The organism is Escherichia sp. WS1118 (assembly GCF_046487695.1).
GTDB lineage: Bacteria > Pseudomonadota > Gammaproteobacteria > Enterobacterales > Enterobacteriaceae > Escherichia > Escherichia coli.
Genome location: NZ_JBJQIZ010000011.1, coordinates 1 through 23,130 on the forward strand (window position 1 = coordinate 1; position 23,130 = coordinate 23,130).

Consider the following 23,130-nt stretch of genomic DNA (forward strand, 5'->3'; position numbering starts at 1 on the left):
ACCGCGTTCTACACGACCGGTAACAACGGTACCACGACCGGAGATGGAGAATACGTCTTCGATCGGCAGCAGGAACGGCTTGTCAATCGCACGCTCTGGTTCCGGAATGTAAGAATCCAGGAAGCCAGCCAGTTCCAGGATTTTCGCTTCCCACTCTGCGTCGCCTTCCAGCGCTTTCAGAGCAGAACCACGAACGATCGGAGTGTCGTCGCCCGGGAAGTCGTACTGAGACAGAAGTTCACGAACTTCCATTTCAACCAGTTCCAGCAGCTCTTCGTCATCAACCATGTCGCATTTGTTCAGGAACACGATGATGTACGGAACGCCTACCTGACGACCCAGCAGGATGTGCTCACGAGTCTGCGGCATCGGGCCGTCAGTCGCAGCAACTACCAGGATCGCGCCGTCCATCTGAGCAGCACCGGTGATCATGTTTTTAACATAGTCGGCGTGCCCCGGGCAGTCTACGTGCGCGTAGTGACGGGTCGGGGTGTCGTATTCAACGTGAGAAGTGTTGATGGTGATACCACGAGCTTTTTCTTCCGGCGCGTTATCGATCTGGTCGAATGCACGAGCAGCACCGCCGTAGGTTTTAGCCAGTACGGTGGTGATTGCAGCGGTCAGAGTAGTTTTACCGTGGTCAACGTGGCCGATAGTACCAACGTTAACGTGCGGTTTTGTACGTTCAAATTTTTCTTTAGACACGGCTATATTCCTTACTATAGTGCTCTCCCCTTCAGGAGAGAGCACGGGACTTTGGTATTAACCCTTAGGCTTATTTACCACGGGCTTCAATTACGGCCTGAGCAACGTTACTCGGCGCTTCATCATACTTCAGGAATTCCATAGTGTATGATGCGCGACCTTTGGTCAGAGAACGCAGCTGAGTTGCATATCCGAACATTTCAGACAGCGGTACTTCAGCGTGGATCTTAACGCCAGTAACTTCAGATTCCTGACCTTTGAGCATACCACGACGACGGCTCAAGTCACCGATAACGTCACCGGTGTTCTCTTCAGGAGTTTCTACTTCAACCTTCATGATCGGCTCAAGCAGAACTGGTTTCGCTTTCTTAAAGCCTTCTTTAAAGGCGATAGAAGCAGCCAGTTTAAACGCCAGTTCAGAGGAGTCAACGTCATGGTAAGAACCGAAGTGCAGACGAATACCCATGTCTACTACCGGGTAGCCTGCCAGCGGACCTGCTTTCAGCTGTTCCTGGATACCTTTATCAACGGCCGGGATGTATTCGCCAGGGATTACACCACCTTTAATGTCGTTGATGAACTCGTAGCCTTTCGGGTTTGAACCCGGCTCCAGCGGGTACATGTCGATAACAACATGACCATACTGACCACGACCACCAGACTGTTTCGCGTGTTTACCTTCAACATCGGTAACTTTCTGGCGGATAGTTTCACGGTAAGCAACCTGCGGTTTACCTACGTTCGCTTCAACGTTGAATTCACGCTTCATACGGTCAACGATGATGTCGAGGTGCAGTTCGCCCATACCCGCGATGATGGTCTGGTTAGATTCTTCGTCAGTCCATACACGGAAAGACGGGTCTTCTTTAGCCAGACGGCCCAGAGCCAGACCCATTTTTTCCTGGTCAGCTTTGGTTTTCGGTTCAACTGCGATGGAGATTACCGGCTCAGGGAATTCCATACGTTCCAGAATGATCGGCGCATCCGGGTCACACAGGGTGTCACCAGTGGTTACGTCTTTCAGACCGATTGCAGCTGCGATGTCGCCCGCGCGAACTTCTTTGATCTCTTCACGTTTGTTAGCGTGCATCTGAACGATACGACCGAAACGCTCACGTGCAGCTTTCACGGAGTTCAGTACGGTATCACCAGAGTTAACCACACCGGAGTACACACGGAAGAAGGTCAGGTTACCAACAAACGGGTCGGTAGCGATTTTGAACGCCAGTGCAGAGAACGGCTCGTCATCACTTGCGTGACGCTCAGCCGGAGTGTCTTTACCGTCGTCCAGGATACCGTTGATCGCAGGTACGTCAACCGGGGATGGCAGGTAATCAATTACCGCATCCAGCATCGCCTGAACACCTTTGTTCTTGAACGCAGAACCACAGGTTACCAGGATGATTTCGTTGTTCAGAACGCGCTGACGCAGAGCACCTTTGATTTCTGCTTCAGTCAGTTCTTCACCACCCAGGTATTTTTCCATCAGCTCTTCAGAAGCTTCAGCTGCGGATTCGATCAGGTTCTGGTGCCATTCGTTAGCCAGTTCAACCATGTCTGCCGGGATATCTTCGTATTCGAAGGTTACGCCCTGGTCAGCGTCGTTCCAGTTGATAGCTTTCATTTTCACCAGGTCAACAACACCGGTGAAATGTTCTTCAGCACCAATCGCCAGCTGCAGCGGAACCGGGTTCGCGCCCAGACGGGTTTTGATCTGGTTAACAACTTTCAGGAAGTTCGCACCCATGCGGTCCATTTTGTTAACGAACGCAATACGCGGAACTTTATATTTGTTTGCCTGACGCCATACGGTTTCAGACTGCGGCTGAACACCACCAACTGCGCAGTAAACCATTACCGCACCATCGAGAACACGCATGGAACGTTCTACTTCGATTGTGAAGTCAACGTGCCCCGGGGTGTCGATGATGTTGATGCGATGCGGCTCATACTGCTTAGCCATACCAGACCAGAATGCAGTAGTCGCAGCGGAAGTGATGGTAATACCACGTTCCTGCTCCTGCTCCATCCAGTCCATGGTTGCAGCGCCGTCATGAACTTCACCGATTTTATGGTTTACACCGGTGTAGAACAGAATACGTTCGGTAGTAGTGGTTTTACCGGCGTCGATGTGCGCACTGATACCGATGTTACGGTAGCGTGCGATGGGTGTTGTACGAGCCATTTGTTTCCTCGTTTATCTTTTAGGCGTTCAATTTAAGTAGCCCAAAGCGGGCTGCTTACTGGAAGCGCCCGCCTGGTGACTAAAACTCCGAAGGGATTACCAACGGTAGTGTGCGAACGCCTTGTTGGCTTCGGCCATACGGTGAACGTCTTCACGTTTCTTAACTGCAGTACCTTTGTTTTCTGCAGCATCAGAAAGTTCGTTCGCCAGGCGCAGAGCCATGGATTTATCACCGCGTTTACGAGCAGCTTCAACGATCCAACGCATTGCCAGAGCATTACGACGAACCGGACGGACTTCAACTGGTACCTGATAAGTAGAACCACCAACGCGGCGAGACTTAACTTCTACAGTCGGGCGCACGTTTTCGAGAGCTACTTCGAATGCTTCCAGTTCAGATTTACCAGAGCGCTGAGCCAGGGTCTCCAGCGCGCTGTATACGATAGATTCAGCAGTAGATTTTTTACCATCTACCATCAGGATATTTACAAATTTAGCCAGCAGTTCTGATCCGAACTTCGGATCCGGCAGAATTTTACGCTGACCAATGACGCGACGACGTGGCATGGAAATACTCCGTTGTTAATTCAGGATTGTCCAAAACTCTACGAGTTTAGTTTGACATTTAAGTTAAAACGTTTGGCCTTACTTAACGGAGAACCATTAAGCCTTAGGACGCTTCACGCCATACTTGGAACGAGCCTGCTTACGGTCTTTAACGCCGGAGCAGTCAAGCGCACCACGTACGGTGTGGTAACGAACACCCGGGAGGTCTTTAACACGACCACCACGGATCAGGATCACGGAGTGCTCCTGCAGGTTGTGACCTTCACCACCGATGTAGGAAGTCACTTCGAAACCGTTAGTCAGACGAACACGGCATACTTTACGCAGCGCGGAGTTCGGTTTTTTAGGAGTGGTAGTATATACACGAGTACATACGCCACGTTTTTGCGGGCATGCTTCCAGCGCAGGCACGTTGCTTTTCGCAACTTTGCGAGCACGTGGTTTGCGTACCAGCTGGTTAACTGTTGCCATTAAATAGCTCCTGGTTTTAGCTTTTGCTTCGTAAACACGTAATAAAACGTCCTCACACAATATGAGGACGCCGAATTTTAGGGCGATGCCGAAAAGGTGTCAAGAAATATACAACGATCCCGCCATCACCAGGCCATCTGGCTGGAGTGCTTAACCGTAAGTCTGACGAAATCAGTATAGTCAATGGGAATGATGTCGTTCGAAATTCGACCAGTCAAACCGCGGGCAATAAGGTCTTCGTTCAGAGCATAGACCTTAATGGGGGCATTACGCAGACTTTCAAGGTAGCGGTTGCCGTCAACTGCGGCAGTTACGCCATCTTGCAATAATAGCAGTTCGTCACCTTCACTGAGCAGACGCAGCAGCGCAGCAAAATCCGTCAGCCAGGGTGAACGATGTAATGTGTGCAGCATAACGCCTCAAAACCTCAAAATAACATCGTAGTTGGCGAGTTCGCGGCGTAAGGCATCTGCTTCGAGCGGCGTGGCTTCGACAACAAAAGGTGTCTGCGGATCTAACCCGCGTTCGCGCAGTGAAGCCGCACAAACCCAGCACTGTTCAATGTCATACAGACCCAACAATTTAAAAGTGGCAATGTAATCACGCGCCAGCACTGCATCGGGCTTTTGTCCTGGCAGCAGCTGAAAAACGCCATCAGCAATAAAGAAGACGGCCAGATCGTCAGTTAATGCGGAAGTTGCGAGTAAAGCATCTAATCCCTCGCGGCCAGCCGCGGTGCCATGAGGCACAGTAGAAAAAACAAACGCAATTCGTTTCATCAGAACTGTACCACCCTGTCACAGGTCAGCGAGGCTTCCGCCAGCGCGCCAAGTCCGCTTAAGGTAAATCCCGTCTGAAGGTTTGACGAAGCCAGCCCCAGTCTTCCGGCTTCCGTTTCATCAACAACGCCACGGCGTAATGCCGCCGCTACGCAGATATTCAGCGCCACACCATGTTGCATATTCAACTGTTGCCAGCTGCGCACAAGGTCAAATTCGTCGCTTGCCGGTGAGGTCAATTGGTTAGCGTTATAGACCCCTTCCCGATAGAAAAAAACGCTGCTTAACTCATGGCCTTCTGCTATTAGCGCCTGCGCAAACTGAAAAGCACTACTCGCCTGTTGCGTACCGTATGCTGGCCCGGTCACCACGATGGCAAAACGCATTACTTATCTTGCCCCTGGAAATCACCGCTCTTGAACTGGCGGATGTAGAGATAGACAGTGTGTTTGGAGATGTTCAGGCGGTCAGCAACCTGGTTGATCGCGTCTTTAATATCGAAGATCCCTTTCTCGTAGAGATTTAGCACGATCTGACGATTTTTGGCGTTATTAGAAACATTGCGATCGGCATTCACTTCTTCGATGGTAAACTCCAGCGTTTGGGTAACCAGATCTTCAACAGAAGAGGCAAAGTTGACGCTTGAACCGACATCCGGAGTTTCCGGCGGCACAAAAGTGCTCATAATCTGCGAGAAGGGAACATCAAGATTCATATTGATGCACAGCAGACCAATTACACGCTGTTCGCGGTTACGAATCGCGATAGTCAGGGACTTCATTAATACGCCGCTTTTGGCGCGAGTAAAGTAGCATTTAGAAACGCTGCTATCCGCTCCCGTCATATCGTGCAGCATACGTAGCGCCAGGTCAGTAATTGGCGAACCAATCTTCCGGCCTGTATGTTCACCGTTAGCAATGCGAATGGCTGAACATTTTAGATCCTGCAAAGAGTGCAAAACGATTTCACAGTGGGAGCCAATAAGCATCGCTAACCCGTCCACCACCGCTTCGTAGGATTTCAGAATATCAAAATCGGTCTGGTCAAAAGGACGTTGATCCAGTAAATCCAACTCACTGGTTTCGTTGGTTAAAAGCGACCTGGACATGAAAAAAAACACTCCTTTTCAGGAGCCTGTCGTTAACTTTTCAGGGCAGGCTCATTAATGATGCGGGTAACTAAATTAATACAGCGGAGGTTCCGCTTTCCAGCACTAATTATATCCGGCCTGTAATAAAAAAACCGCCGCCTGGTCAGGCGGCGGTTCTTAGTGCTTATTTTTTAGCAGAGTCTGCGGCTTTCGCATCAGCTTCCGGCTTTGCATCAGCCTTCGGCGCTGGTTTCACATCCAGCAGCTCTACGTCAAACACCAGGGTAGAATTCGGTGGGATCCCCGGAACACCCGCTTTGCCGTAAGCCAGTTCTGGTGGAATAACCAGTTTGATCTTACCGCCTTTCTTGATGTTCTTCAGACCTTCTGTCCAACCCGGGATAACACCGTCCAGACGGAAAGAGAGCGGTTCACCACGGGTGTAAGAGTTGTCGAACTCTTTACCGTCGATCAGCGTACCTTTGTAGTTCACTACAACAGTATCGCTGTCTTTCGGGGCTTCGCCTTTACCGGCTTCTACTACCTGATAAACCAGACCAGTGGAAGAGGTTTTCACACCTTTCTCTTTGGCAAATTTCTCGCGGTACTCTTTACCTTTTGCTTCGTTATCAGCCGCGTCTTTTTCCATCTTCGCCTGAGCAGAAGACTTCACGCGAGCTTCGAATGCTTGCAGAGTCTGTTCGATCTCTTGGTCGGAAAGTTTGCTCTTATCAGCAAATGCATCCTGAACACCAGCGATCAGCTGATCTTTATCCAGTTTGATGCCCAGTTTTTCTTGTTCTTTAAGAGAGTTTTCCATGTAACGACCCAGCGAAGCACCCAGTGCATAAGCTGATTTCTGATCGTCATTTTTGAACGCTGCTTTGCTGTCAGCAGTTGTAGCAGGTTTTGCAGCTTCAGCAGCAAAAGTGATTGGTGCATGCAGGGCAACGGCCATTGTGGTCGCCAGCAGCGTTACTTTAAACAGTGATTTCATCCATATCTCCAGGATCGGGGCATCTCACCCCAGGGTTAACTATTATCAGAAGGGTACTATAAAGCGTTGTCGAACAAATCTACATACAGACACGCCCTATTATCATCTATTTTCAGACTCTTTTTGTTTAAATTAGTTTCGATGACCGCGAAATGAGTGCTGTCTCGGGCAGCAAAGTTAAGTAGAATCCGCGGCGACCATTCGACAAAAGAGGTGAATCATGCAGGATTTATCATTGGAAGCACGCCTGGCAGAGCTGGAGAGCCGACTGGCTTTTCAGGAAATCACCATTGAAGAACTGAACGTCACGGTGACCGCTCATGAAATGGAGATGGCGAAACTGCGCGATCATCTGCGTCTGCTGACCGAGAAGTTAAAAGCCAGCCAGCCGTCGAACATCGCGTCGCAGGCTGAAGAAACGCCTCCGCCACATTATTGAGGCGTAAAAAAAGCGGGGATTCCCCGCTTTTTTGTCACCTTTTCGATATTAGTGGCAACCGCAACCGCCGTTGCCTTTACCGCCACAGCAGCCTTCGCCACCGTGTTCATGACCGTGATCGTGGCCATGACCACCGCAGCAACCGTCGTGGTCGTGATCGTGGTGGTGATCGTGCGCGCCGTGAACGTGACCATGAGCCAGTTCTTCTTCGGTCGCTTCGCGAATCGCCACAACTTCAACGTTGAATTTCAGGTTCTGACCAGCCAGCATGTGGTTACCATCAACCACTACGTGATCGTCTTCAACCGCAGTGATTTCAACCGGTACCGGACCCTGGTCGGTTTCAGCCAGGAAACGCATACCTACCTGCAGTTCATCAACGCCCATAAATACGTCTTTAGGAACGCGCTGCACCAGGTTTTCGTCGTACTGACCGTAAGCGTCGTTCGCGCCAACAGCGACATCAAATTTGTCGCCAACTTCATGACCTTCCAGCGCTGTTTCCAGGCCAGAGATCAGGGAACCGTGACCATGCAGGTAGTCCAGCGGCGCACTCACCGGAGACTCATCAACCAACACACCGTCTTCTGTACGTACCTGATAGGCCAGGCTGACCACCAGGTCTTTTGCTACTTTCATGATATCTCCTGAGCATGGGAAGAATAGTGGCGCAGATTGTAGCGGAATTCTGCAGCCGTGTACTCACTAGCTTAAAAAAACTCGGCGCATATCGCTAGTCCGGATGAAAAATCCCGATCACTTGCTCATCTTTGCGAACGTGATCGCGGGCTTCTTTGTCTGCTTCTCGCATCTGATGTCCACACTTAACACATTCAACGATATCAATATTATTTTCGCGCCACATCGCCATTGAATCCTGTGCCTGACAGGCCGGGCATTTTGCGCCCGCAATAAAACGTTTTCGGATTGCCATCTTTACCCTCTACTCAAATTCATCCCAGCCGTCCAGCTGGCGTCGTTCTTGTTGCATTTCACGCTGGAAAATCTCTTCCAGTTCGCGTCGGGCTTCCCTGGCGCGAGAAATTTGTACGGTATCAGCATGCATCGGGATTAACTCCCGCAGCATTCGCATATCCAGGCGGCGAAAATGCAGTTGCGCGCGCTGCGCCTGATGCGGATGCATGCCAAGCGTGACCAGCGTCTTGCGCCCCAGCTCTAACGCACTGGAGAATGTTTCACGGGAAAACTGCGTCACCCCTGCCTGTAATAACTCATGCGCTTCCACACGTCCGCGCGCTCGCGCAAGAATATGCAAATGCGGAAAGTGCTGCTGGCATATTTCCACCAGCTTCATAGTGTCTTCCGGCTCGTTACAGGTAATGACGATAGACTCAGCGGCCTCTGCACCCGCAGAACGTAAAAGATCTACCTGCGTGGCGTCGCCGTAATAAACTTTGTAGCCATATTTGCGCATCAGGTTAACGGCACTGATATCCCGCTCCAGTACAGTAATGCGCATTTTATTTGCCATCAGCAAACGACCAATCACCTGACCAAAACGCCCAAAGCCCACGACAATGACCTGCGGTTTATCATCGTTGACCCATGGTTTTTCGTCTTCTTCTTCCGGTCCGTTAAACTGGCGGGATAGCCATTTATCGACCAGCTTCATCAGCAGCGGCGTGGTCATCATGGAAAGCGTCACCGTCACCAGCAACAGCGCCATCTGGTCGCCCTGGAATAAGCGTTGTGAAGAAGCGGTAGAAAAGAGGACAAAGGCAAACTCACCGCCCTGACTCAACACGCCAGCAAACTGCATCCGCTCAGAACTGCGCACGCCATACAATCGCGCCAGCAGATACAGCACGAGAATTTTCACCGCCACCAGCACAACCACACTTATCACTACCCACAACAGATGGGTATAAAGCACCCCGAGGTTGAGCGACATGCCGACAGAGATAAAGAACAAACCAAGCAGCAAGCCTTTGAAGGGATCGATAGCCGTTTCCAGTTCATGGCGATATTCACTTTCCGCCAGTAGCACACCCGCAATAAACGTACCGAGCGCCATCGACAACCCCAGCGCATCCATAAACAATGCGGAACCCAACACCAGCAGCAGCGTCGCGGCGGTGAACACTTCCCGCACACCAGAAGCTGCAATAAAACGGAATACCGGACGCAGTAAATAGCGCCCGCCAATCAGCATGCCGACAAACGCCAGCACCTTCATGCCGATCTTCATCCAGTCGAAATGTTCGTCTGCCGAACCCGCCAACAACGGCACTAACGCCAGTGCCGGGATCACCGCCAGATCCTGAAACAGCAGTACCGAGAAACCTAACTGGCCGGATTCGCTGCGATTCATCCCTTTCTCACGCATCAATTGCAACGCCATTGCAGTTGAAGACATCGCAAGGCCAATGCCACCGACCACCGCCGCCTGCCATGAGAAATGGGTCAGCATCAATAATCCTGCCAGCAACGCCGCGCTTAACAGCACCTGTGCCGCGCCTACGCCAAAAATCGAACGCCGCAGTTGCCAAAGCTTGGAGGGATTCAACTCAAGGCCGATGATAAACATCAGGAATACCACGCCGAGTTCCGAAAAGTGGAGGATCTCATCGACGTCGCTAATAAACCCCAGCCCCCACGGGCCAATCGCAATCCCCGCCAGCAAATATCCCAACACTGCACCAATACCCAGCCGCGATGCCAGCGGCACCGCAGCCACCGCCGCGAAGAGAAACAGCACTCCTGCGAGTAAAAAATCAGAACCTTCCATCAGCAGCCTCCTGGAGACAGCGGATTTGCCAGCCAGTCACCGTAGGCTCTGGCGTGGCTCGCCAGCTCCTGTGCGCTTTGCCGTCTCGCCCAGTAAATAATGATGGGGCTTAACCAATGCATCCGGCACATGCCCGCCGCCAGTTCAAAGGGGCGCAGAACATCGCTCATCGGGTAGCGATTCAACGCGTCATAACGGTAAGCACTTTCCGGCTCCCCGGTGGTAATCACGCTACGCCAGTACTTTCCCGCCAGTTGGTTTCCCCCCGGTCCGCTGGCAAAACCACGGCTTAATACCCGGTCCAGCCACTCTTTCAGTAGCGCCGGGCAGCTATAGGTATAAAGAGGATGCTGAAAGACAATCACCTCGTGCTCGCGCAGTAATGCCTGCTCACGAGGGATATCAATAAAAAAGTCGGGATAGTGCGCGTAAAGGTCGTGCACGGTAACATTGCTGAGCTGCGTGGCCGGTTTAAGCAGAACCCGGTTTGCCACCGAGTCCTGAGATTCCGGATGGGCATACAGCAGCAAAACTTTCGCTGGCTGAGACATCATCCCCCTCCCGGTATGGTTTTTGTGTATAGTCGCTGTTTTGGGCTACCATTGCGCCCGGTGCGGCAGCTCGCCCATACATTACATTATCATAATGATAAGTTAACATAGTCTGAACATACGGCGCCTTATGATTGTTTTTTCCTCGTTACAAATTCGTCGCGGCGTGCGCGTCCTGCTGGATAATGCCACCGCCACCATCAACCCTGGGCAGAAAGTCGGCCTGGTGGGTAAAAACGGCTGTGGTAAATCTACCCTGCTGGCATTGCTGAAAAATGAAATCAGCGCCGACGGCGGCAGCTACACCTTTCCGGGAAGCTGGCAACTGGCGTGGGTGAATCAGGAAACACCGGCGTTACCGCAAGCGGCGCTGGAATATGTCATTGACGGCGACCGTGAATATCGTCAACTGGAAGCGCAGCTACACGACGCCAACGAACGTAACGACGGGCACGCCATTGCGACCATTCATGGCAAGCTGGATGCTATTGACGCATGGAGTATTCGCTCCCGTGCCGCCAGCCTGCTGCACGGCCTCGGTTTCAGCAATGAACAACTGGAGCGCCCGGTAAGTGATTTCTCCGGTGGCTGGCGTATGCGTCTTAACCTTGCCCAGGCGCTGATTTGCCGTTCAGACTTGCTGCTGCTCGACGAACCGACTAACCACCTCGATCTCGATGCCGTTATCTGGCTGGAAAAATGGCTGAAGAACTATCAGGGCACGCTGATCCTGATCTCTCACGATCGCGATTTCCTCGATCCGATCGTTGATAAAATTATTCATATCGAACAACAAAGCATGTTCGAGTACACCGGCAACTACAGTTCGTTTGAAGTACAGCGCGCCACCCGTCTGGCGCAGCAACAAGCGATGTATGAAAGCCAGCAGGAACGCGTAGCGCATCTGCAAAGTTATATCGACCGTTTCCGTGCCAAAGCCACCAAAGCGAAGCAGGCCCAGAGCCGCATTAAGATGCTTGAGCGTATGGAGCTGATTGCCCCCGCGCACGTCGACAACCCGTTCCGCTTTAGCTTCCGCGCGCCGGAAAGCCTGCCAAATCCGTTACTGAAGATGGAAAAAGTCAGCGCAGGCTATGGCGATCGCATTATTCTCGACTCGATTAAACTGAATCTGGTCCCCGGCTCGCGCATTGGTCTGCTAGGCCGCAACGGCGCGGGTAAATCGACATTAATCAAACTGTTAGCCGGCGAACTTGCGCCAGTCAGCGGTGAAATTGGTCTGGCGAAAGGGATCAAGCTCGGCTACTTCGCCCAGCATCAACTGGAATACCTGCGCGCCGACGAATCGCCTATTCAACATCTGGCACGTTTAGCGCCGCAGGAGCTGGAGCAAAAACTGCGTGACTACCTCGGCGGCTTTGGTTTCCAGGGCGATAAAGTAACCGAAGAAACGCGCCGCTTCTCCGGTGGGGAAAAAGCCCGCCTGGTGCTGGCATTAATTGTCTGGCAGCGTCCGAATCTGCTGCTGCTCGACGAACCGACCAACCACCTTGACCTCGACATGCGTCAGGCACTCACCGAAGCATTAATCGAGTTCGAAGGCGCGCTGGTTGTCGTCTCGCACGACCGTCATTTGCTGCGTTCCACCACTGACGATCTCTACCTGGTTCACGATCGTAAAGTCGAACCGTTCGACGGCGATCTGGAAGATTATCAACAGTGGTTGAGCGACGTACAAAAGCAGGAAAACCAGACCGACGAAGCGCCAAAAGAGAACGCGAACAGCGCCCAGGCACGTAAAGATCAGAAGCGTCGGGAAGCGGAGCTGCGTGCGCAAACCCAGCCACTGCGTAAAGAGATTGCCCGTCTGGAAAAAGAGATGGAGAAGCTGAACGCGCAACTGGCGCAGGCGGAAGAGAAACTCGGCGACAGCGAACTGTACGATCAAAGCCGTAAAGCGGAGTTGACCGCCTGCCTGCAACAGCAAGCCAGCGCCAAATCCGGCCTGGAAGAGTGCGAAATGGCATGGCTGGAAGCCCAGGAGCAGCTTGAGCAGATGCTGCTGGAAGGCCAAAGCAACTGATGGCGCAGATAACAACGACCGATGCCAATGAATTTAGCAGCAGTGCTAAATTCACCCCTATGCGCGGCTTTAGCAATTGTCATCTACAAACCATGCTGCCGCGTCTGTTCCGTCGCAAGGTGAAATTCACCCCGTACTGGCAGCGGCTGGAGTTGCCCGACGGCGATTTTGTCGATCTCGCGTGGAGTGAAGATCCTGCACAGGCGCGGCATAAACCGCGTTTAGTGGTATTTCACGGGCTGGAAGGCAGTCTCAATAGCCCTTACGCTCACGGTCTGGTTGAGGCGGCGCAAAAGCGCGGCTGGCTGGGCGTGGTGATGCATTTTCGCGGATGCAGCGGTGAACCAAACCGTATGCACCGCATTTACCATTCGGGCGAAACCGAAGACGCCAGTTGGTTTTTACGCTGGCTGCAACGCGAGTTTGGTCATGCGCCAACGGCTGCCGTCGGCTATTCGCTCGGCGGTAATATGCTGGCCTGTTTGCTGGCAAAAGAAGGCAATGATCTCCCGATTGATGCGGCAGTGATTGTCTCTGCGCCGTTTATGCTGGAGGCCTGTAGTTACCATATGGAAAAGGGCTTTTCCCGCATTTATCAGCGTTACTTGCTGAACCTGTTAAAAGCCAATGCCGCGCGCAAGCTGGCAGCCTACCCCGGAACACTGCCGATTAATCTCACGCAGTTAAAATCGGTACGTCGCATCCGTGAATTTGACGATCTCATCACCGCCAGAATTCACGGCTACGCTGACGCTATCGACTATTATCGTCAGTGTAGCGCCATGCCGATGCTCAATCGGATAGCCAAACCGACACTGATTATTCACGCCAAAGACGATCCGTTTATGGATCATCAGGTGATCCCGAAACCGGAAAGTCTCCCCCCGCAGGTGGAGTATCAGCTGACTGAACATGGCGGTCATGTTGGCTTTATTGGCGGTACATTACTTCATCCGCAAATGTGGCTGGAGTCACGCATTCCTGACTGGTTAACAACGTATCTGGAGGCGAAATCATGTTGATTCCGTGGCAAGACCTCTCCCCCGAAACGCTGGAAAATTTAATTGAAAGCTTTGTGTTACGTGAAGGCACCGATTATGGTGAACATGAGCGTACACTTGAACAGAAAGTCGCCGACGTCAAACGCCAGCTACAGTGCGGAGAAGCGGTGCTGGTATGGTCGGAGCTGCACGAAACGGTCAATATCATGCCGCGCAGTCAGTTTCGCGAATAACCTGCAACCGTCGGCGGACGAGATAATAATGATAGCTAAGTCATGGAGTTACTATGTCTGCCAAACATCCGGTCATTGCGGTAACAGGATCCAGCGGTGCGGGGACCACCACCACCAGCCTCGCGTTTCGTAAAATATTCGCACAGTTAAATCTGCATGCAGCCGAGGTGGAAGGCGACAGTTTTCACCGTTATACCCGCCCGGAAATGGACATGGCGATCCGCAAAGCGCGCGACGCCGGGCGGCATATCAGCTACTTCGGCCCCGAAGCGAACGACTTCGGCCTTCTGGAACAAACCTTCATTGAATACGGTCAGAGCGGCAAAGGGAAATCTCGCAAATATCTGCATACCTACGATGAAGCCGTACCGTGGAATCAGGTACCGGGGACATTCACCCCCTGGCAATCTTTACCGGAACCCACTGATGTACTGTTTTATGAAGGTTTACACGGCGGCGTAGTCACGCCACAGCATAACGTTGCGCAGCATGTGGACTTACTGGTCGGCGTGGTGCCTATCGTTAACCTTGAGTGGATTCAAAAACTGATCCGCGACACCAGCGAGCGCGGGCACTCACGAGAAGCAGTGATGGACTCGGTAGTGCGTTCAATGGAAGACTATATCAACTACATCACACCGCAGTTTTCCCGCACCCATCTTAACTTCCAGCGCGTTCCCACCGTCGACACCTCAAACCCGTTCGCGGCAAAAGGTATCCCGTCGCTGGATGAAAGCTTTGTGGTGATCCATTTTCGTAATCTGGAAGGGATCGATTTCCCCTGGCTGCTGGCGATGTTGCAAGGCTCATTCATTTCCCACATCAATACGTTAGTGGTGCCTGGCGGCAAAATGGGTCTGGCAATGGAATTAATTATGCTGCCGCTGGTGCAACGATTGATGGAAGGAAAGAAAATCGAGTAACGCTGCTATTACGCCGGATAAAATACTATCCGGCTTCACAACGGGATAGTTAAATCACGCGGCAACCACTTCATACGAGTGAGTAATATTCACCGCTTTTTCCAGCATCAGCGCCACTGAACAATATTTCTCGGCAGAGAGATCAACCGCACGCGCAACCGCTGCGTCTTTCAGGTCACGACCGGTGACGATAAAATGCAGATTAATGTGCGTAAACAGGCGTGGTGCCTCTTCGCGGCGCTCAGAGGTCAATTTTACTTCACAATCGACCACATCCTGACGCCCTTTTTGCAGGATAGAAACCACATCGATGGCACTGCAACCACCCGCTGCCATCAACACCATTTCCATCGGGCTTGGTGCTTTATCGCCTGAGTTGCCGTCCATTAAAATCTGGTGACCAGAGGCGGATTCGCCCAGAAAAGTTAACCCTTCGACCCACTTCACTCGCGCTTGCATTTTTGCTACTCCACTGCGTCAATTTTCCTGACAGAGTACGCGTACTAACCAAATCGCGCAACGGAAGGCGACCTGGGTCATGCTGAAGCGAGACACCAGGAGACACAAAGCGAAAGCTATGCTAAAACAGTCAGGATGCTACAGTAATATATTGATGTACTGCATGTATGCAAAGGACGCCACATTACCGTGCAGTACAGTTGATAGCCCCTTCCCAGGTAGCGGGAAGCATATTTCGGCAATCCAGAGACAGCGGCGTTATCTGGCTCTGGAGAAAGCTTATAACAGAGGATAACCGCGCATGGTGCTTGGCAAACCGCAAACAGACCCGACTCTCGAATGGTTCTTGTCTCATTGCCACATTCATAAGTACCCATCCAAGAGCACGCTTATTCACCAGGGTGAAAAAGCGGAAACGCTGTACTACATCGTTAAAGGCTCTGTGGCAGTGCTGATCAAAGACGAAGAGGGTAAAGAAATGATCCTCTCCTATCTGAATCAGGGTGATTTTATTGGCGAACTGGGCCTGTTTGAAGAGGGCCAGGAACGTAGCGCATGGGTACGTGCGAAAACCGCCTGTGAAGTGGCTGAAATTTCGTACAAAAAATTTCGCCAATTGATTCAGGTAAACCCGGACATTCTGATGCGTCTGTCTGCACAGATGGCGCGTCGTCTGCAAGTCACTTCAGAGAAAGTAGGCAACCTGGCGTTCCTCGACGTGACGGGCCGCATTGCACAGACTCTGCTGAATCTGGCAAAACAACCGGATGCTATGACTCACCCGGACGGTATGCAAATCAAAATTACCCGTCAGGAAATCGGTCAGATTGTCGGCTGTTCTCGTGAAACCGTGGGACGCATTCTGAAGATGCTGGAAGATCAGAACCTGATCTCCGCACACGGTAAAACCATCGTCGTTTACGGCACTCGTTAATCCCGTCAGAGTGGCGCGTTACCTGGTAGCGCGCCATTTTGTTTCCCCCGATGTGGCGCAGACTGATTTATCACCCCGATATCAACTATGCACTTCGACAAACGCTGGTGCTATGTTTGCCCGTGGCCGTTGGGTTAATGCTTGGCGAATTACGATTCGGCCTGCTCTTCTCCCTCGTTCCTGCCTGTTGCAATATTGCGGGCCTTGATACGCCTCATAAACGTTTTTTCAAACGCTTAATCATTGGTGCGTCGCTGTTTGCCACCTGTAGCTTGCTGACACAGGTGCTACTGGCAAAAGATGTTCCCCTGCCCTTTTTGCTGACCGGATTAACGCTGGTACTTGGCGTCACTGCTGAACTGGGGCCATTGCACGCAAAATTGCTTCCCGCATCGCTGCTCGCTGCCATTTTTACCCTCAGTCTGGCGGGATACATGCCGGTCTGGGAACCGTTGCTCATCTATGCGCTGGGCACTTTGTGGTACGGATTGTTTAACTGGTTTTGGTTCTGGATCTGGCGCGAACAACCGCTACGCGAGTCACTAAGTCTGCTGTACCGTGAACTGGCAGATTACTGTGAAGCCAAATACAGCCTGCTTACCCAGCACACCGACCCTGATAAAGCGCTGCCGCCGCTGCTGGTGCGCCAGCAAAAAGCGGTCGATCTAATTACCCAGTGCTATCAGCAAATGCATATGCTTTCCGCGCAAAATAATACCGATTACAAGCGGATGCTGCGTATTTTCCAGGAGGCGCTGGATTTGCAGGAACATATTTCGGTCAGTTTGCATCAGCCGGAAGAGGTGCAAAAGCTGGTCGAGCGTAGCCATGCGGAAGAAGTTATCCGCTGGAATGCGCAAACCGTCGCCGCTCGCCTGCGCGTGCTGGCTGATGACATTCTTTACCATCGCCTGCCAACGCGTTTTACGATGGAAAAGCAAATTGGCGCACTGGAAAAAATCGCCCGCCAACACCCGGATAATCCGGTTGGGCAATTCTGCTACTGGCATTTCAGCCGCATTGCTCGTGTGCTGCGCACCCAAAAACCGCTCTATGCCCGTGACTTACTGGCCGATAAACAGCGGCGAATGCCATTACTTCCGGCGCTGAAAAGTTATCTGTCACTAAAGTCTCCAGCGCTACGCAATGCCGGACGACTCAGTGTGATGTTAAGCGTTGCCAGCCTGATGGGCACCGCGCTTCATCTGCCGAAGTCGTACTGGATCCTGATGACAGTATTGCTGGTGACGCAAAATGGCTATGGCGCAACCCGTCTGAGGATTGTAAATCGCTCCGTGGGAACCGTGGTCGGGTTAATCATTGCAGGCGTGACGCTACACTTTAAAATTCCCGAAGGTTACACCCTGACCTTGATGCTGATTACCACCCTCGCCAGCTACCTGATATTGCGCAAAAACTACGGCTGGGCGACGGTCGGTTTTACTATTACCGCAGTGTATACCCTGCAACTGTTGTGGCTGAACGGTGAGCAGTACATCCTTCCGCGTCTTATCGATACCATTATTGGTTGTTTAATTGCTTTCGGCGGTACTGTCTGGCTGTGGCCGCAGTGGCAGAGCGGGTTATTGCGTAAGAACGCCCATGACGCTTTAGAAGCCTATCAGGACGCGATTCGCTTGATTCTGAGCGAGGACCCGCAACCTACGCCACTGGCCTGGCAGCGAATGCGGGTAAATCAGGCGCATAACACTCTGTATAACTCATTGAATCAGGCGATGCAGGAACCGGCGTTTAACAGCCATTATCTGGCAGATATGAAACTGTGGGTAACGCACAGCCAGTTTATTGTTGAGCATATTAATGCCATGACCACGCTGGCGCGGGAACACCGGGCATTGCCACCGGAACTGGCACAAGAGTATTTACAGTCTTGTGAAATCGCCATTCAGCGTTGTCAGCAGCGACTGGAGTATGACGAACCGGGTAGTTCTGGCGATGCCAATATCATGGATGCGCCGGAGATGCAGCCGCACGAAGGCGCGGCAGGTACGCTGGAGCAGCATTTACAACGGGTTATTGGTCATCTGAACACCATGCACACCATTTCGTCGATGGCATGGCGGCAGCGACCGCATCACGGGATTTGGCTGAGTCGCAAGTTGCGGGATTCGAAGGCGTAATGCAGGCTAAACCATCGGATACAGCGTTCACGCCGCATCCGACATCTTTTGCCTGATGCGTCTTATTTACCCCCAATCACCTTCGCCATCGCGTGGGCGAAACGATGCATCCCTTCATCGATATCCGCATCTTCCACCACCAGCGACGGCGCAAAACGCATCACATCAGGCCCGGCATTCAGCACCATTACGCCTTCCTCTGCACCCGCATACAGGAAATCACGCGCCTGACCTTTGTACTGTGGTTTCAGCTCTGCGCCAATCAACAGCCCCATACCGCGAATATCGCTAAACACATCGTACTGCTGATCGATCTTCTGCAAATGGTCAACAAAACGCTGGCGTTTCGCCTGAATGCCTTCCAGCACTTCAGGGGTATTGATGATATCAAACGCCGCGCCCGCTACTGCACAGGCCAGAGGATTACCGCCGTAGGTGGAACCGTGAGAACCAGGATGAAACGCGGAAGCAATCTCCGCCGTGGTCAGCATGGCGCTAATCGGGAAACCGCCACCTAACGCTTTCGCAGAGGTCAGAATATCCGGCGTCACGCCGTAGTGCATATAGGCAAACAGATCGCCGGTCCGCCCCATCCCGCACTGCACTTCATCAAACACCAATAATGCCTGATGTTGATCGCACAGCTCGCGCAAGCCCTGCAAAAACTCTGGCGTCGCTGCCGTCACGCCGCCCTCGCCCTGAATCGGCTCAACCACCACCGCACAGGTATGGTCATCCATCACGGCTTTTACTGCGTGAAGATCGTTAAAAGGCACGTGGATGATGTCTGCCGGTTTTGGCCCAAAGCCGTCGGAATATTTTGGCTGCCCACCCACCGAAACGGTAAACAGCGAGCGACCATGAAAAGCGTTATGGAAGGCAATAATTTTGGTTTTGAACGGGCTATGACGCACACAGGCGTAATGGCGTGCCAGTTTAAAGGCGGTTTCGTTAGCTTCCGTGCCGGAGTTCATAAACACCACGCGTTCGGCAAACGTTGCCTCAATCAGTTTACGACCAAGACGCAGCGCCGGTTCATTGGTGAAAACGTTACTGATATGCCACAGAGTTTCGCCCTGGGTTTTTAACGCGTTCACCAGCGCAGGATGGCAATGGCCCAACGCCGTAACTGCAATGCCACCCGCGAAATCGACATACTCCTTGCCTTGCTGATCCCAGATTCGGCTCCCCTGACCTTTTACCGGAATAAACTCTGCCGGAGCATAAATCGGCAGAATCACTTCATCGAAAGTCGCGCGTGTAATTGCTGTTTGTTCAATTGCCATCTCATGATCACCCTGTTACGCATAAATAAATATGAAATTATAATCACAAAATATGCATAAAAAATCACTGAATGGCAATCAGAAATCAGCGATGCAGAAAATTAGCCAGCAGTTGATGTCCTTGTTCGCTAAGAATACTTTCTGGATGGAATTGCACACCTTCCAGATCCCACTGGCGATGGCGAATCCCCATAATCTCGCGGGTTTCGCTCCAGGCCGTCACTTCAAAGCACTCCGGTAATGAGTCAGGTTCCACCACCAGCGAATGGTAGCGTGTCACGGTGAGTGGATTTGCCAGCCCCTTAAATACGCCCACACCATTATGTGTAATCGGCGAGGTTTTGCCGTGCATGACCTTTGCGGCGCGCACAACTTTGCCGCCAAATGCCTGCGCCATTGCCTGATGACCGAGGCAGACGCCAAGAATCGGCAAGCGTCCGGCATAGTGACGAATAACGTCAAGGGAGATCCCGGCTTCATCTGGCGTACAGGGGCCGGGTGAGATGACAATTTTTTGTGGTTTAAGGGCGTCGATATCCGCCAACGTCAACGCATCGTTGCGCTTAACCAACACATCCGCCCCCAGTTCACAAAAGTACTGGTAGAGGTTCCAGGTAAAAGAATCGTAGTTATCAATAAGCAGGATCATGGCGGCTCCGGTACGAAAGAACCGCGCTATTTTACTCAGATTCCCCGGCTTCGCTTACCACTTTGCTAAATATCATCTGCAGCGCGGTGAGATCCCCCATTGCCCCATTCTGATTTGCCTGATTCCAGGCCTCTTTTTCGATACCCTGCCAGCTCAGTTGATATCCGGCATGAATCGCCAGTTGCTCGAAGAAGATCCGCTGTGCCAAACCACTTCCCACCCGGAAGGGATGCAGCACGTTGATTTCACAATAGTAATGCGCCAGCCGCTCGACGAACTTCGCTTTCTCCAGGCCAACCAGATAACCTTCTTCCTCCAGATCCTGCATCAGGGCATTGCCCTCTTTTTCGATATAAGCAAAGTGGCAGAACGGCGTATCGCCCTGATAAATATCGACTTCGCGCAGTTGCCCCGCCCAGTCGAAAATATCCTGATACAGCTGGCGATGGATAGTGCGCAAATGCGGTAAACCCCGAACCAACGGGCCAAGTTCAATGGTCGCAGCACGCAGCGCCGTCATTTCGTAAGCGGCCTGTTCCAGCCGCTGCTGCTGGCGGATGTTCAGCCGGTTACGCATGATATCAAGGCCTGGATAAAGATACGGATCGCGCCCTTCGCCGAATTTATCGCTCATAGTGCCTCCTCAGCGCTTCAAGACGCGCTAAAGCCTCTGCGGCAGTAAGAGTGACTAAAGGCATCTCGACGCCTTCAAGACGGCGACTGGCCTGGAAATTACGATTACGCTGAAGCTCCCAGAGACGGGACTTTTGCTTATCGGTGAGTTTCTTCACTTGATGCCTCCCTGAACGTGTCCATTTGCCACAAGTATAAGCGGCAAATCCGGGTTACGCCGGGAGAGCAGAAGCGCGGGCAAGATTGCCCGCGCGAGAAATCATTACGGCAGGACTTTAGCGGAAAGGATAACTACCGGTTTTGACGGCACATTCTGGTACGGACCAACGTCATGAGTCGGCACCTGGGAAATCTTATCGGCAACGTCCATGCCTTTCACCACTTTACCAAATACCGCGTAACCGAAATCACGCTGACCGTGGTCAAGGAAGGCGTTATCGGCAACGTTGATAAAGAACTGGCTGGTGGCGCTGTCTTTGTCAGCGGTACGCGCCATCGCGATGGTGCCACGCGTGTTGCGCAGGCCGTTATCAGCTTCATTTTTGATTGGCGGGTTTGGTTTTTTCTGCTGCATCTGCTCGGTGAAACCGCCGCCCTGAATCATAAAGCCAGGAATGACGCGGTGAAAGGTCGTGTTGTTATAAAAACCACTGTTCACATAATCGACAAAGTTTTGCACAGACACTGGCGCTTTTTGTTTATCCAGCTCCAGTTCGATGTTACCAGCTGAGGTTGTCAACAATACGTGCGGGTCCCCTTTCGCTGCCATTGCTGCGGGAGAAAGAGCAGAAAGGGCGAAAACAGCAGCCATCGCCGCCAGGGTCGATTTGAACATGAGATTTCCTTAACAAACAGAGCAGAAAAAAAGCAAGTGAAGAGATTCTAAATAGCCTTCAAGAACAAGGCCATCCCTTTACCTAATTTTACGTATCTGAAATATATGTAACCTGAGGATAACTTTTTATTCCGTGACCAAAATCACCTCTTAAAATGCAATTTAGCAACCGATTGCAATAAAACATTTAATCAGATCACAAAATCGCCTAAAATCGCCCGCTCGCGGCATAGCCCGCTATGCCATTTTATTTTTGAACGCAGGCCAATCATGACTAACAGCAATCGCATCAAGCTCACATGGATTAGCTTTCTTTCCTACGCACTGACCGGTGCGTTGGTTATTGTCACCGGGATGGTGATGGGAAATATCGCCGATTATTTCAATCTGCCTGTTTCCAGCATGAGTAACACCTTCACCTTCCTCAATGCCGGCATTTTAATCTCTATCTTCCTCAACGCCTGGCTGATGGAAATCGTCCCGTTGAAAACGCAGTTACGTTTTGGCTTTCTCCTGATGGTGCTGGCGGTTGCCGGTTTGATGTTCAGCCACAGCCTGGCGCTGTTCTCGGCGGCGATGTTCATTCTCGGGGTGGTCAGCGGCATCACCATGTCGATTGGTACATTCCTGGTAACACAAATGTATGAAGGACGTCAGCGCGGTTCACGCCTGTTATTTACCGACTCCTTCTTCAGTATGGCCGGGATGATTTTCCCAATGATCGCCGCGTTTCTGCTGGCACGTAGCATTGAGTGGTACTGGGTTTATGCCTGCATCGGGCTGGTATATGTCGCTATTTTTATTCTGACCTTCGGCTGTGAGTTCCCGGCGCTGGGCAAACATGCGCCAAAAACGGATGCTCCGGTAGAGAAAGAAAAGTGGGGGATCGGCGTACTGTTTCTCTCTGTTGCGGCGCTGTGCTACATCCTCGGTCAGTTAGGTTTTATCTCCTGGGTGCCAGAATATGCCAAAGGTCTGGGTATGAGCCTGAATGACGCTGGCACGCTGGTAAGTAACTTCTGGATGTCGTACATGGTCGGCATGTGGGCGTTCAGCTTTATTCTTCGCTTCTTTGATTTGCAGCGCATTCTGACCGTACTGGCTGGTCTGGCTGCGATTCTGATGTACGTCTTTAACACCGGAACACCGGCACATATGGCGTGGTCAATTCTCGCCCTGGGCTTCTTCTCCAGCGCGATCTATACCACCATCATCACCCTGGGTTCACAGCAGACCAAAGTACCGTCGCCAAAACTGGTTAACTTTGTCCTGACCTGCGGGACCATCGGTACTATGTTGACCTTTGTGGTTACCGGCCCGATTGTTGAACATAGTGGTCCGCAGGCGGCGCTGCTGACGGCAAACGGTCTGTACGCTGTCGTCTTTGTGATGTGCTTCCTGTTAGGTTTCGTCAGCCGTCACCGTCAGCATAACACCCTGACCTCTCATTAATTGTTCA

At 51.9% G+C, this 23,130-nt stretch carries 27 protein-coding genes; 8 read left to right on the forward strand and 19 right to left on the reverse strand.

The window, feature by feature from the left end; all coding sequences use genetic code 11:
- The 9 genes from ACJHYO_RS18200 to fkpA form a co-directional block, all read right to left on the reverse strand.
- Positions 1 to 705: elongation factor Tu (locus tag ACJHYO_RS18200; RefSeq protein WP_094284229.1), on the reverse strand; the 705-nt coding region annotated here is incomplete at its 3' end.
- A 70-nt stretch (positions 706 to 775) separates the two neighbouring features.
- Complete coding sequence (gene fusA, locus ACJHYO_RS18205) at positions 776 to 2,890, reverse strand: elongation factor G (protein WP_000124700.1); 2,115 nt, start codon at positions 2,888 to 2,890, stop codon at positions 776 to 778.
- Between the two features lie 96 nt (positions 2,891 to 2,986).
- Complete coding sequence (rpsG, locus tag ACJHYO_RS18210) at positions 2,987 to 3,457, reverse strand: 30S ribosomal protein S7 (protein ID WP_001138043.1); 471 nt, start codon at positions 3,455 to 3,457, stop codon at positions 2,987 to 2,989.
- A 96-nt stretch (positions 3,458 to 3,553) separates the two neighbouring features.
- A complete protein-coding gene (rpsL, locus tag ACJHYO_RS18215; RefSeq protein WP_000246815.1) occupies positions 3,554 to 3,928 on the reverse strand; it encodes a 30S ribosomal protein S12 in 375 nt (124 codons plus the stop codon).
- 125 nt (positions 3,929 to 4,053) lie between these two features.
- On the reverse strand, positions 4,054 to 4,341 hold the full coding sequence (gene tusB, locus ACJHYO_RS18220) for a sulfurtransferase complex subunit TusB (protein WP_000903381.1): 288 nt from the start codon (positions 4,339 to 4,341) through the stop codon (positions 4,054 to 4,056).
- Positions 4,342 to 4,347: 6 nt separating this feature from the next.
- Positions 4,348 to 4,707, reverse strand: coding sequence for a sulfurtransferase complex subunit TusC (tusC, locus tag ACJHYO_RS18225; protein WP_000820734.1), 360 nt, complete (start codon positions 4,705 to 4,707; stop codon positions 4,348 to 4,350).
- Positions 4,707 to 5,093: a sulfurtransferase complex subunit TusD gene (gene tusD, locus ACJHYO_RS18230; protein WP_001209702.1), complete on the reverse strand. Its 387-nt coding sequence runs from the start codon at positions 5,091 to 5,093 to the stop codon at positions 4,707 to 4,709. The genes tusC and tusD overlap by 1 nt, the downstream gene beginning before the upstream one ends.
- Positions 5,093 to 5,815: a transcriptional regulator gene (locus tag ACJHYO_RS18235; protein WP_000091466.1), complete on the reverse strand. Its 723-nt coding sequence runs from the start codon at positions 5,813 to 5,815 to the stop codon at positions 5,093 to 5,095. The genes tusD and ACJHYO_RS18235 overlap by 1 nt, the downstream gene beginning before the upstream one ends.
- Positions 5,816 to 5,981: 166 nt before the next feature.
- Entirely contained in the window at positions 5,982 to 6,794 is an 813-nt protein-coding gene (gene fkpA, locus ACJHYO_RS18240; RefSeq protein ID WP_000838261.1) for an FKBP-type peptidyl-prolyl cis-trans isomerase, read from the reverse strand.
- Positions 6,795 to 7,014: 220 nt separating this feature from the next.
- Here fkpA and ACJHYO_RS18245 point away from each other — a divergent pair, with 220 nt between their 5' ends.
- Positions 7,015 to 7,233: a protein SlyX gene (locus tag ACJHYO_RS18245; protein ID WP_001153615.1), complete on the forward strand. Its 219-nt coding sequence runs from the start codon at positions 7,015 to 7,017 to the stop codon at positions 7,231 to 7,233.
- Between the two features lie 48 nt (positions 7,234 to 7,281).
- Here the strand turns inward: ACJHYO_RS18245 and slyD are convergent, their stop codons facing one another.
- The 4 genes from slyD to kefG all read right to left on the reverse strand — a co-directional run bounded on the left by slyD (position 7,282) and on the right by kefG (position 10,533).
- Positions 7,282 to 7,872 (reverse strand): peptidylprolyl isomerase, encoded by a 591-nt coding sequence (gene slyD, locus ACJHYO_RS18250; protein WP_000861334.1) that lies wholly within the window; start codon positions 7,870 to 7,872, stop codon positions 7,282 to 7,284.
- Positions 7,873 to 7,966: 94 nt separating this feature from the next.
- Entirely contained in the window at positions 7,967 to 8,167 is a 201-nt protein-coding gene (locus tag ACJHYO_RS18255) for a YheV family putative zinc ribbon protein (RefSeq protein WP_001007730.1), read from the reverse strand.
- A gap of 9 nt (positions 8,168 to 8,176) precedes the next feature.
- A complete protein-coding gene (kefB, locus tag ACJHYO_RS18260) occupies positions 8,177 to 9,982 on the reverse strand; it encodes a glutathione-regulated potassium-efflux system protein KefB (RefSeq protein WP_000399162.1) in 1,806 nt (601 codons plus the stop codon).
- Positions 9,982 to 10,533 carry a glutathione-regulated potassium-efflux system ancillary protein KefG gene (kefG, locus tag ACJHYO_RS18265; protein WP_000081823.1) on the reverse strand — a complete coding sequence of 184 codons (552 nt, stop codon included), beginning with the start codon at positions 10,531 to 10,533 and terminating at the stop codon, positions 9,982 to 9,984. The genes kefB and kefG overlap by 1 nt, the downstream gene beginning before the upstream one ends.
- A gap of 130 nt (positions 10,534 to 10,663) precedes the next feature.
- Here kefG and ACJHYO_RS18270 point away from each other — a divergent pair, with 130 nt between their 5' ends.
- From ACJHYO_RS18270 to ACJHYO_RS18285, 4 genes are read left to right on the forward strand one after another with little or no spacing between them, the layout of a single operon-like run.
- On the forward strand, positions 10,664 to 12,577 hold the full coding sequence (locus ACJHYO_RS18270) for an ABC transporter ATP-binding protein (RefSeq protein ID WP_085455578.1): 1,914 nt from the start codon (positions 10,664 to 10,666) through the stop codon (positions 12,575 to 12,577).
- Complete coding sequence (locus ACJHYO_RS18275) at positions 12,577 to 13,599, forward strand: hydrolase (RefSeq protein WP_000057415.1); 1,023 nt, start codon at positions 12,577 to 12,579, stop codon at positions 13,597 to 13,599. Before ACJHYO_RS18270 ends, ACJHYO_RS18275 begins: the two co-directional genes overlap by 1 nt.
- Positions 13,593 to 13,811 (forward strand): YheU family protein, encoded by a 219-nt coding sequence (locus tag ACJHYO_RS18280; protein WP_000907085.1) that lies wholly within the window; start codon positions 13,593 to 13,595, stop codon positions 13,809 to 13,811. The genes ACJHYO_RS18275 and ACJHYO_RS18280 overlap by 7 nt, the downstream gene beginning before the upstream one ends.
- Positions 13,812 to 13,864: 53 nt before the next feature.
- Positions 13,865 to 14,734: a phosphoribulokinase gene (locus ACJHYO_RS18285; RefSeq protein WP_001274684.1), complete on the forward strand. Its 870-nt coding sequence runs from the start codon at positions 13,865 to 13,867 to the stop codon at positions 14,732 to 14,734.
- Between the two features lie 54 nt (positions 14,735 to 14,788).
- Here ACJHYO_RS18285 and ACJHYO_RS18290 read toward each other — a convergent pair whose 3' ends face one another.
- The gene (locus ACJHYO_RS18290; protein ID WP_001148908.1) at positions 14,789 to 15,193 is read right to left on the reverse strand and encodes an OsmC family protein; all 405 of its coding nucleotides are present in this window, start codon (positions 15,191 to 15,193) and stop codon (positions 14,789 to 14,791) included.
- 301 nt (positions 15,194 to 15,494) lie between these two features.
- Between ACJHYO_RS18290 and crp the strand changes: the two genes are divergently transcribed.
- Together crp and ACJHYO_RS18300 are read left to right on the forward strand one after the other, a co-directional pair.
- Positions 15,495 to 16,127 carry a cAMP-activated global transcriptional regulator CRP gene (gene crp, locus ACJHYO_RS18295; protein ID WP_000242755.1) on the forward strand — a complete coding sequence of 211 codons (633 nt, stop codon included), beginning with the start codon at positions 15,495 to 15,497 and terminating at the stop codon, positions 16,125 to 16,127.
- 50 nt (positions 16,128 to 16,177) lie between these two features.
- A complete protein-coding gene (locus ACJHYO_RS18300; RefSeq protein ID WP_001304921.1) occupies positions 16,178 to 18,268 on the forward strand; it encodes a YccS/YhfK family putative transporter in 2,091 nt (696 codons plus the stop codon).
- 62 nt (positions 18,269 to 18,330) lie between these two features.
- Here the strand turns inward: ACJHYO_RS18300 and argD are convergent, their stop codons facing one another.
- The 5 genes from argD to ppiA form a co-directional block, all read right to left on the reverse strand.
- Positions 18,331 to 19,554 (reverse strand): bifunctional acetylornithine/succinyldiaminopimelate transaminase, encoded by a 1,224-nt coding sequence (gene argD / locus ACJHYO_RS18305; RefSeq protein WP_016233602.1) that lies wholly within the window; start codon positions 19,552 to 19,554, stop codon positions 18,331 to 18,333.
- Positions 19,555 to 19,639: 85 nt separating this feature from the next.
- Positions 19,640 to 20,203, reverse strand: coding sequence for an aminodeoxychorismate synthase component 2 (pabA, locus tag ACJHYO_RS18310; RefSeq protein ID WP_000601853.1), 564 nt, complete (start codon positions 20,201 to 20,203; stop codon positions 19,640 to 19,642).
- Between the two features lie 31 nt (positions 20,204 to 20,234).
- Positions 20,235 to 20,837 carry a putative adenosine monophosphate-protein transferase Fic gene (locus ACJHYO_RS18315; protein ID WP_001280638.1) on the reverse strand — a complete coding sequence of 201 codons (603 nt, stop codon included), beginning with the start codon at positions 20,835 to 20,837 and terminating at the stop codon, positions 20,235 to 20,237.
- On the reverse strand, positions 20,827 to 20,994 hold the full coding sequence (locus tag ACJHYO_RS18320; protein ID WP_000736858.1) for a YhfG family protein: 168 nt from the start codon (positions 20,992 to 20,994) through the stop codon (positions 20,827 to 20,829). Before ACJHYO_RS18320 ends, ACJHYO_RS18315 begins: the two co-directional genes overlap by 11 nt.
- 104 nt (positions 20,995 to 21,098) lie before the next feature.
- A complete protein-coding gene (gene ppiA, locus ACJHYO_RS18325; RefSeq protein WP_000477225.1) occupies positions 21,099 to 21,671 on the reverse strand; it encodes a peptidylprolyl isomerase A in 573 nt (190 codons plus the stop codon).
- A 270-nt stretch (positions 21,672 to 21,941) separates the two neighbouring features.
- On the opposite strand from ppiA, the gene tsgA reads away from it, so the two are divergent.
- The gene (gene tsgA, locus ACJHYO_RS18330; protein ID WP_000185247.1) at positions 21,942 to 23,123 is read left to right on the forward strand and encodes an MFS transporter TsgA; all 1,182 of its coding nucleotides are present in this window, start codon (positions 21,942 to 21,944) and stop codon (positions 23,121 to 23,123) included.
- The last annotated feature ends 7 nt before the right edge of the window (positions 23,124 to 23,130 follow it).

Excerpts from the sequence above, each read along its gene's own strand:
- fusA (WP_000124700.1), bottom strand. The coding sequence starts at position 2,890 with ATGGCTCGTACAACACCCATCGCACGCTACCGTAACATCGGTATCAGT.
- rpsL (WP_000246815.1), bottom strand. The coding sequence starts at position 3,928 with ATGGCAACAGTTAACCAGCTGGTACGCAAACCACGTGCTCGCAAAGTT.
- ACJHYO_RS18270 (WP_085455578.1), top strand. The coding sequence starts at position 10,664 with ATGATTGTTTTTTCCTCGTTACAAATTCGTCGCGGCGTGCGCGTCCTG.
- rpsG (WP_001138043.1), bottom strand. The coding sequence starts at position 3,457 with ATGCCACGTCGTCGCGTCATTGGTCAGCGTAAAATTCTGCCGGATCCG.
- ACJHYO_RS18280 (WP_000907085.1), top strand. The coding sequence starts at position 13,593 with ATGTTGATTCCGTGGCAAGACCTCTCCCCCGAAACGCTGGAAAATTTA.
- ACJHYO_RS18300 (WP_001304921.1), top strand. The coding sequence starts at position 16,178 with ATGTGGCGCAGACTGATTTATCACCCCGATATCAACTATGCACTTCGA.
- pabA (WP_000601853.1), bottom strand. The coding sequence starts at position 20,203 with ATGATCCTGCTTATTGATAACTACGATTCTTTTACCTGGAACCTCTAC.
- ACJHYO_RS18290 (WP_001148908.1), bottom strand. The coding sequence starts at position 15,193 with ATGCAAGCGCGAGTGAAGTGGGTCGAAGGGTTAACTTTTCTGGGCGAA.
- tusC (WP_000820734.1), bottom strand. The coding sequence starts at position 4,707 with ATGAAACGAATTGCGTTTGTTTTTTCTACTGTGCCTCATGGCACCGCG.
- tusD (WP_001209702.1), bottom strand. The coding sequence starts at position 5,093 with ATGCGTTTTGCCATCGTGGTGACCGGGCCAGCATACGGTACGCAACAG.
- ACJHYO_RS18315 (WP_001280638.1), bottom strand. The coding sequence starts at position 20,837 with ATGAGCGATAAATTCGGCGAAGGGCGCGATCCGTATCTTTATCCAGGC.
- kefG (WP_000081823.1), bottom strand. The coding sequence starts at position 10,533 with ATGTCTCAGCCAGCGAAAGTTTTGCTGCTGTATGCCCATCCGGAATCT.
- ACJHYO_RS18275 (WP_000057415.1), top strand. The coding sequence starts at position 12,577 with ATGGCGCAGATAACAACGACCGATGCCAATGAATTTAGCAGCAGTGCT.
- ACJHYO_RS18235 (WP_000091466.1), bottom strand. The coding sequence starts at position 5,815 with ATGTCCAGGTCGCTTTTAACCAACGAAACCAGTGAGTTGGATTTACTG.
- fkpA (WP_000838261.1), bottom strand. The coding sequence starts at position 6,794 with ATGAAATCACTGTTTAAAGTAACGCTGCTGGCGACCACAATGGCCGTT.
- tsgA (WP_000185247.1), top strand. The coding sequence starts at position 21,942 with ATGACTAACAGCAATCGCATCAAGCTCACATGGATTAGCTTTCTTTCC.
- ppiA (WP_000477225.1), bottom strand. The coding sequence starts at position 21,671 with ATGTTCAAATCGACCCTGGCGGCGATGGCTGCTGTTTTCGCCCTTTCT.
- argD (WP_016233602.1), bottom strand. The coding sequence starts at position 19,554 with ATGGCAATTGAACAAACAGCAATTACACGCGCGACTTTCGATGAAGTG.
- ACJHYO_RS18245 (WP_001153615.1), top strand. The coding sequence starts at position 7,015 with ATGCAGGATTTATCATTGGAAGCACGCCTGGCAGAGCTGGAGAGCCGA.
- tusB (WP_000903381.1), bottom strand. The coding sequence starts at position 4,341 with ATGCTGCACACATTACATCGTTCACCCTGGCTGACGGATTTTGCTGCG.
- kefB (WP_000399162.1), bottom strand. The coding sequence starts at position 9,982 with ATGGAAGGTTCTGATTTTTTACTCGCAGGAGTGCTGTTTCTCTTCGCG.
- ACJHYO_RS18285 (WP_001274684.1), top strand. The coding sequence starts at position 13,865 with ATGTCTGCCAAACATCCGGTCATTGCGGTAACAGGATCCAGCGGTGCG.
- crp (WP_000242755.1), top strand. The coding sequence starts at position 15,495 with ATGGTGCTTGGCAAACCGCAAACAGACCCGACTCTCGAATGGTTCTTG.
- slyD (WP_000861334.1), bottom strand. The coding sequence starts at position 7,872 with ATGAAAGTAGCAAAAGACCTGGTGGTCAGCCTGGCCTATCAGGTACGT.
- ACJHYO_RS18255 (WP_001007730.1), bottom strand. The coding sequence starts at position 8,167 with ATGGCAATCCGAAAACGTTTTATTGCGGGCGCAAAATGCCCGGCCTGT.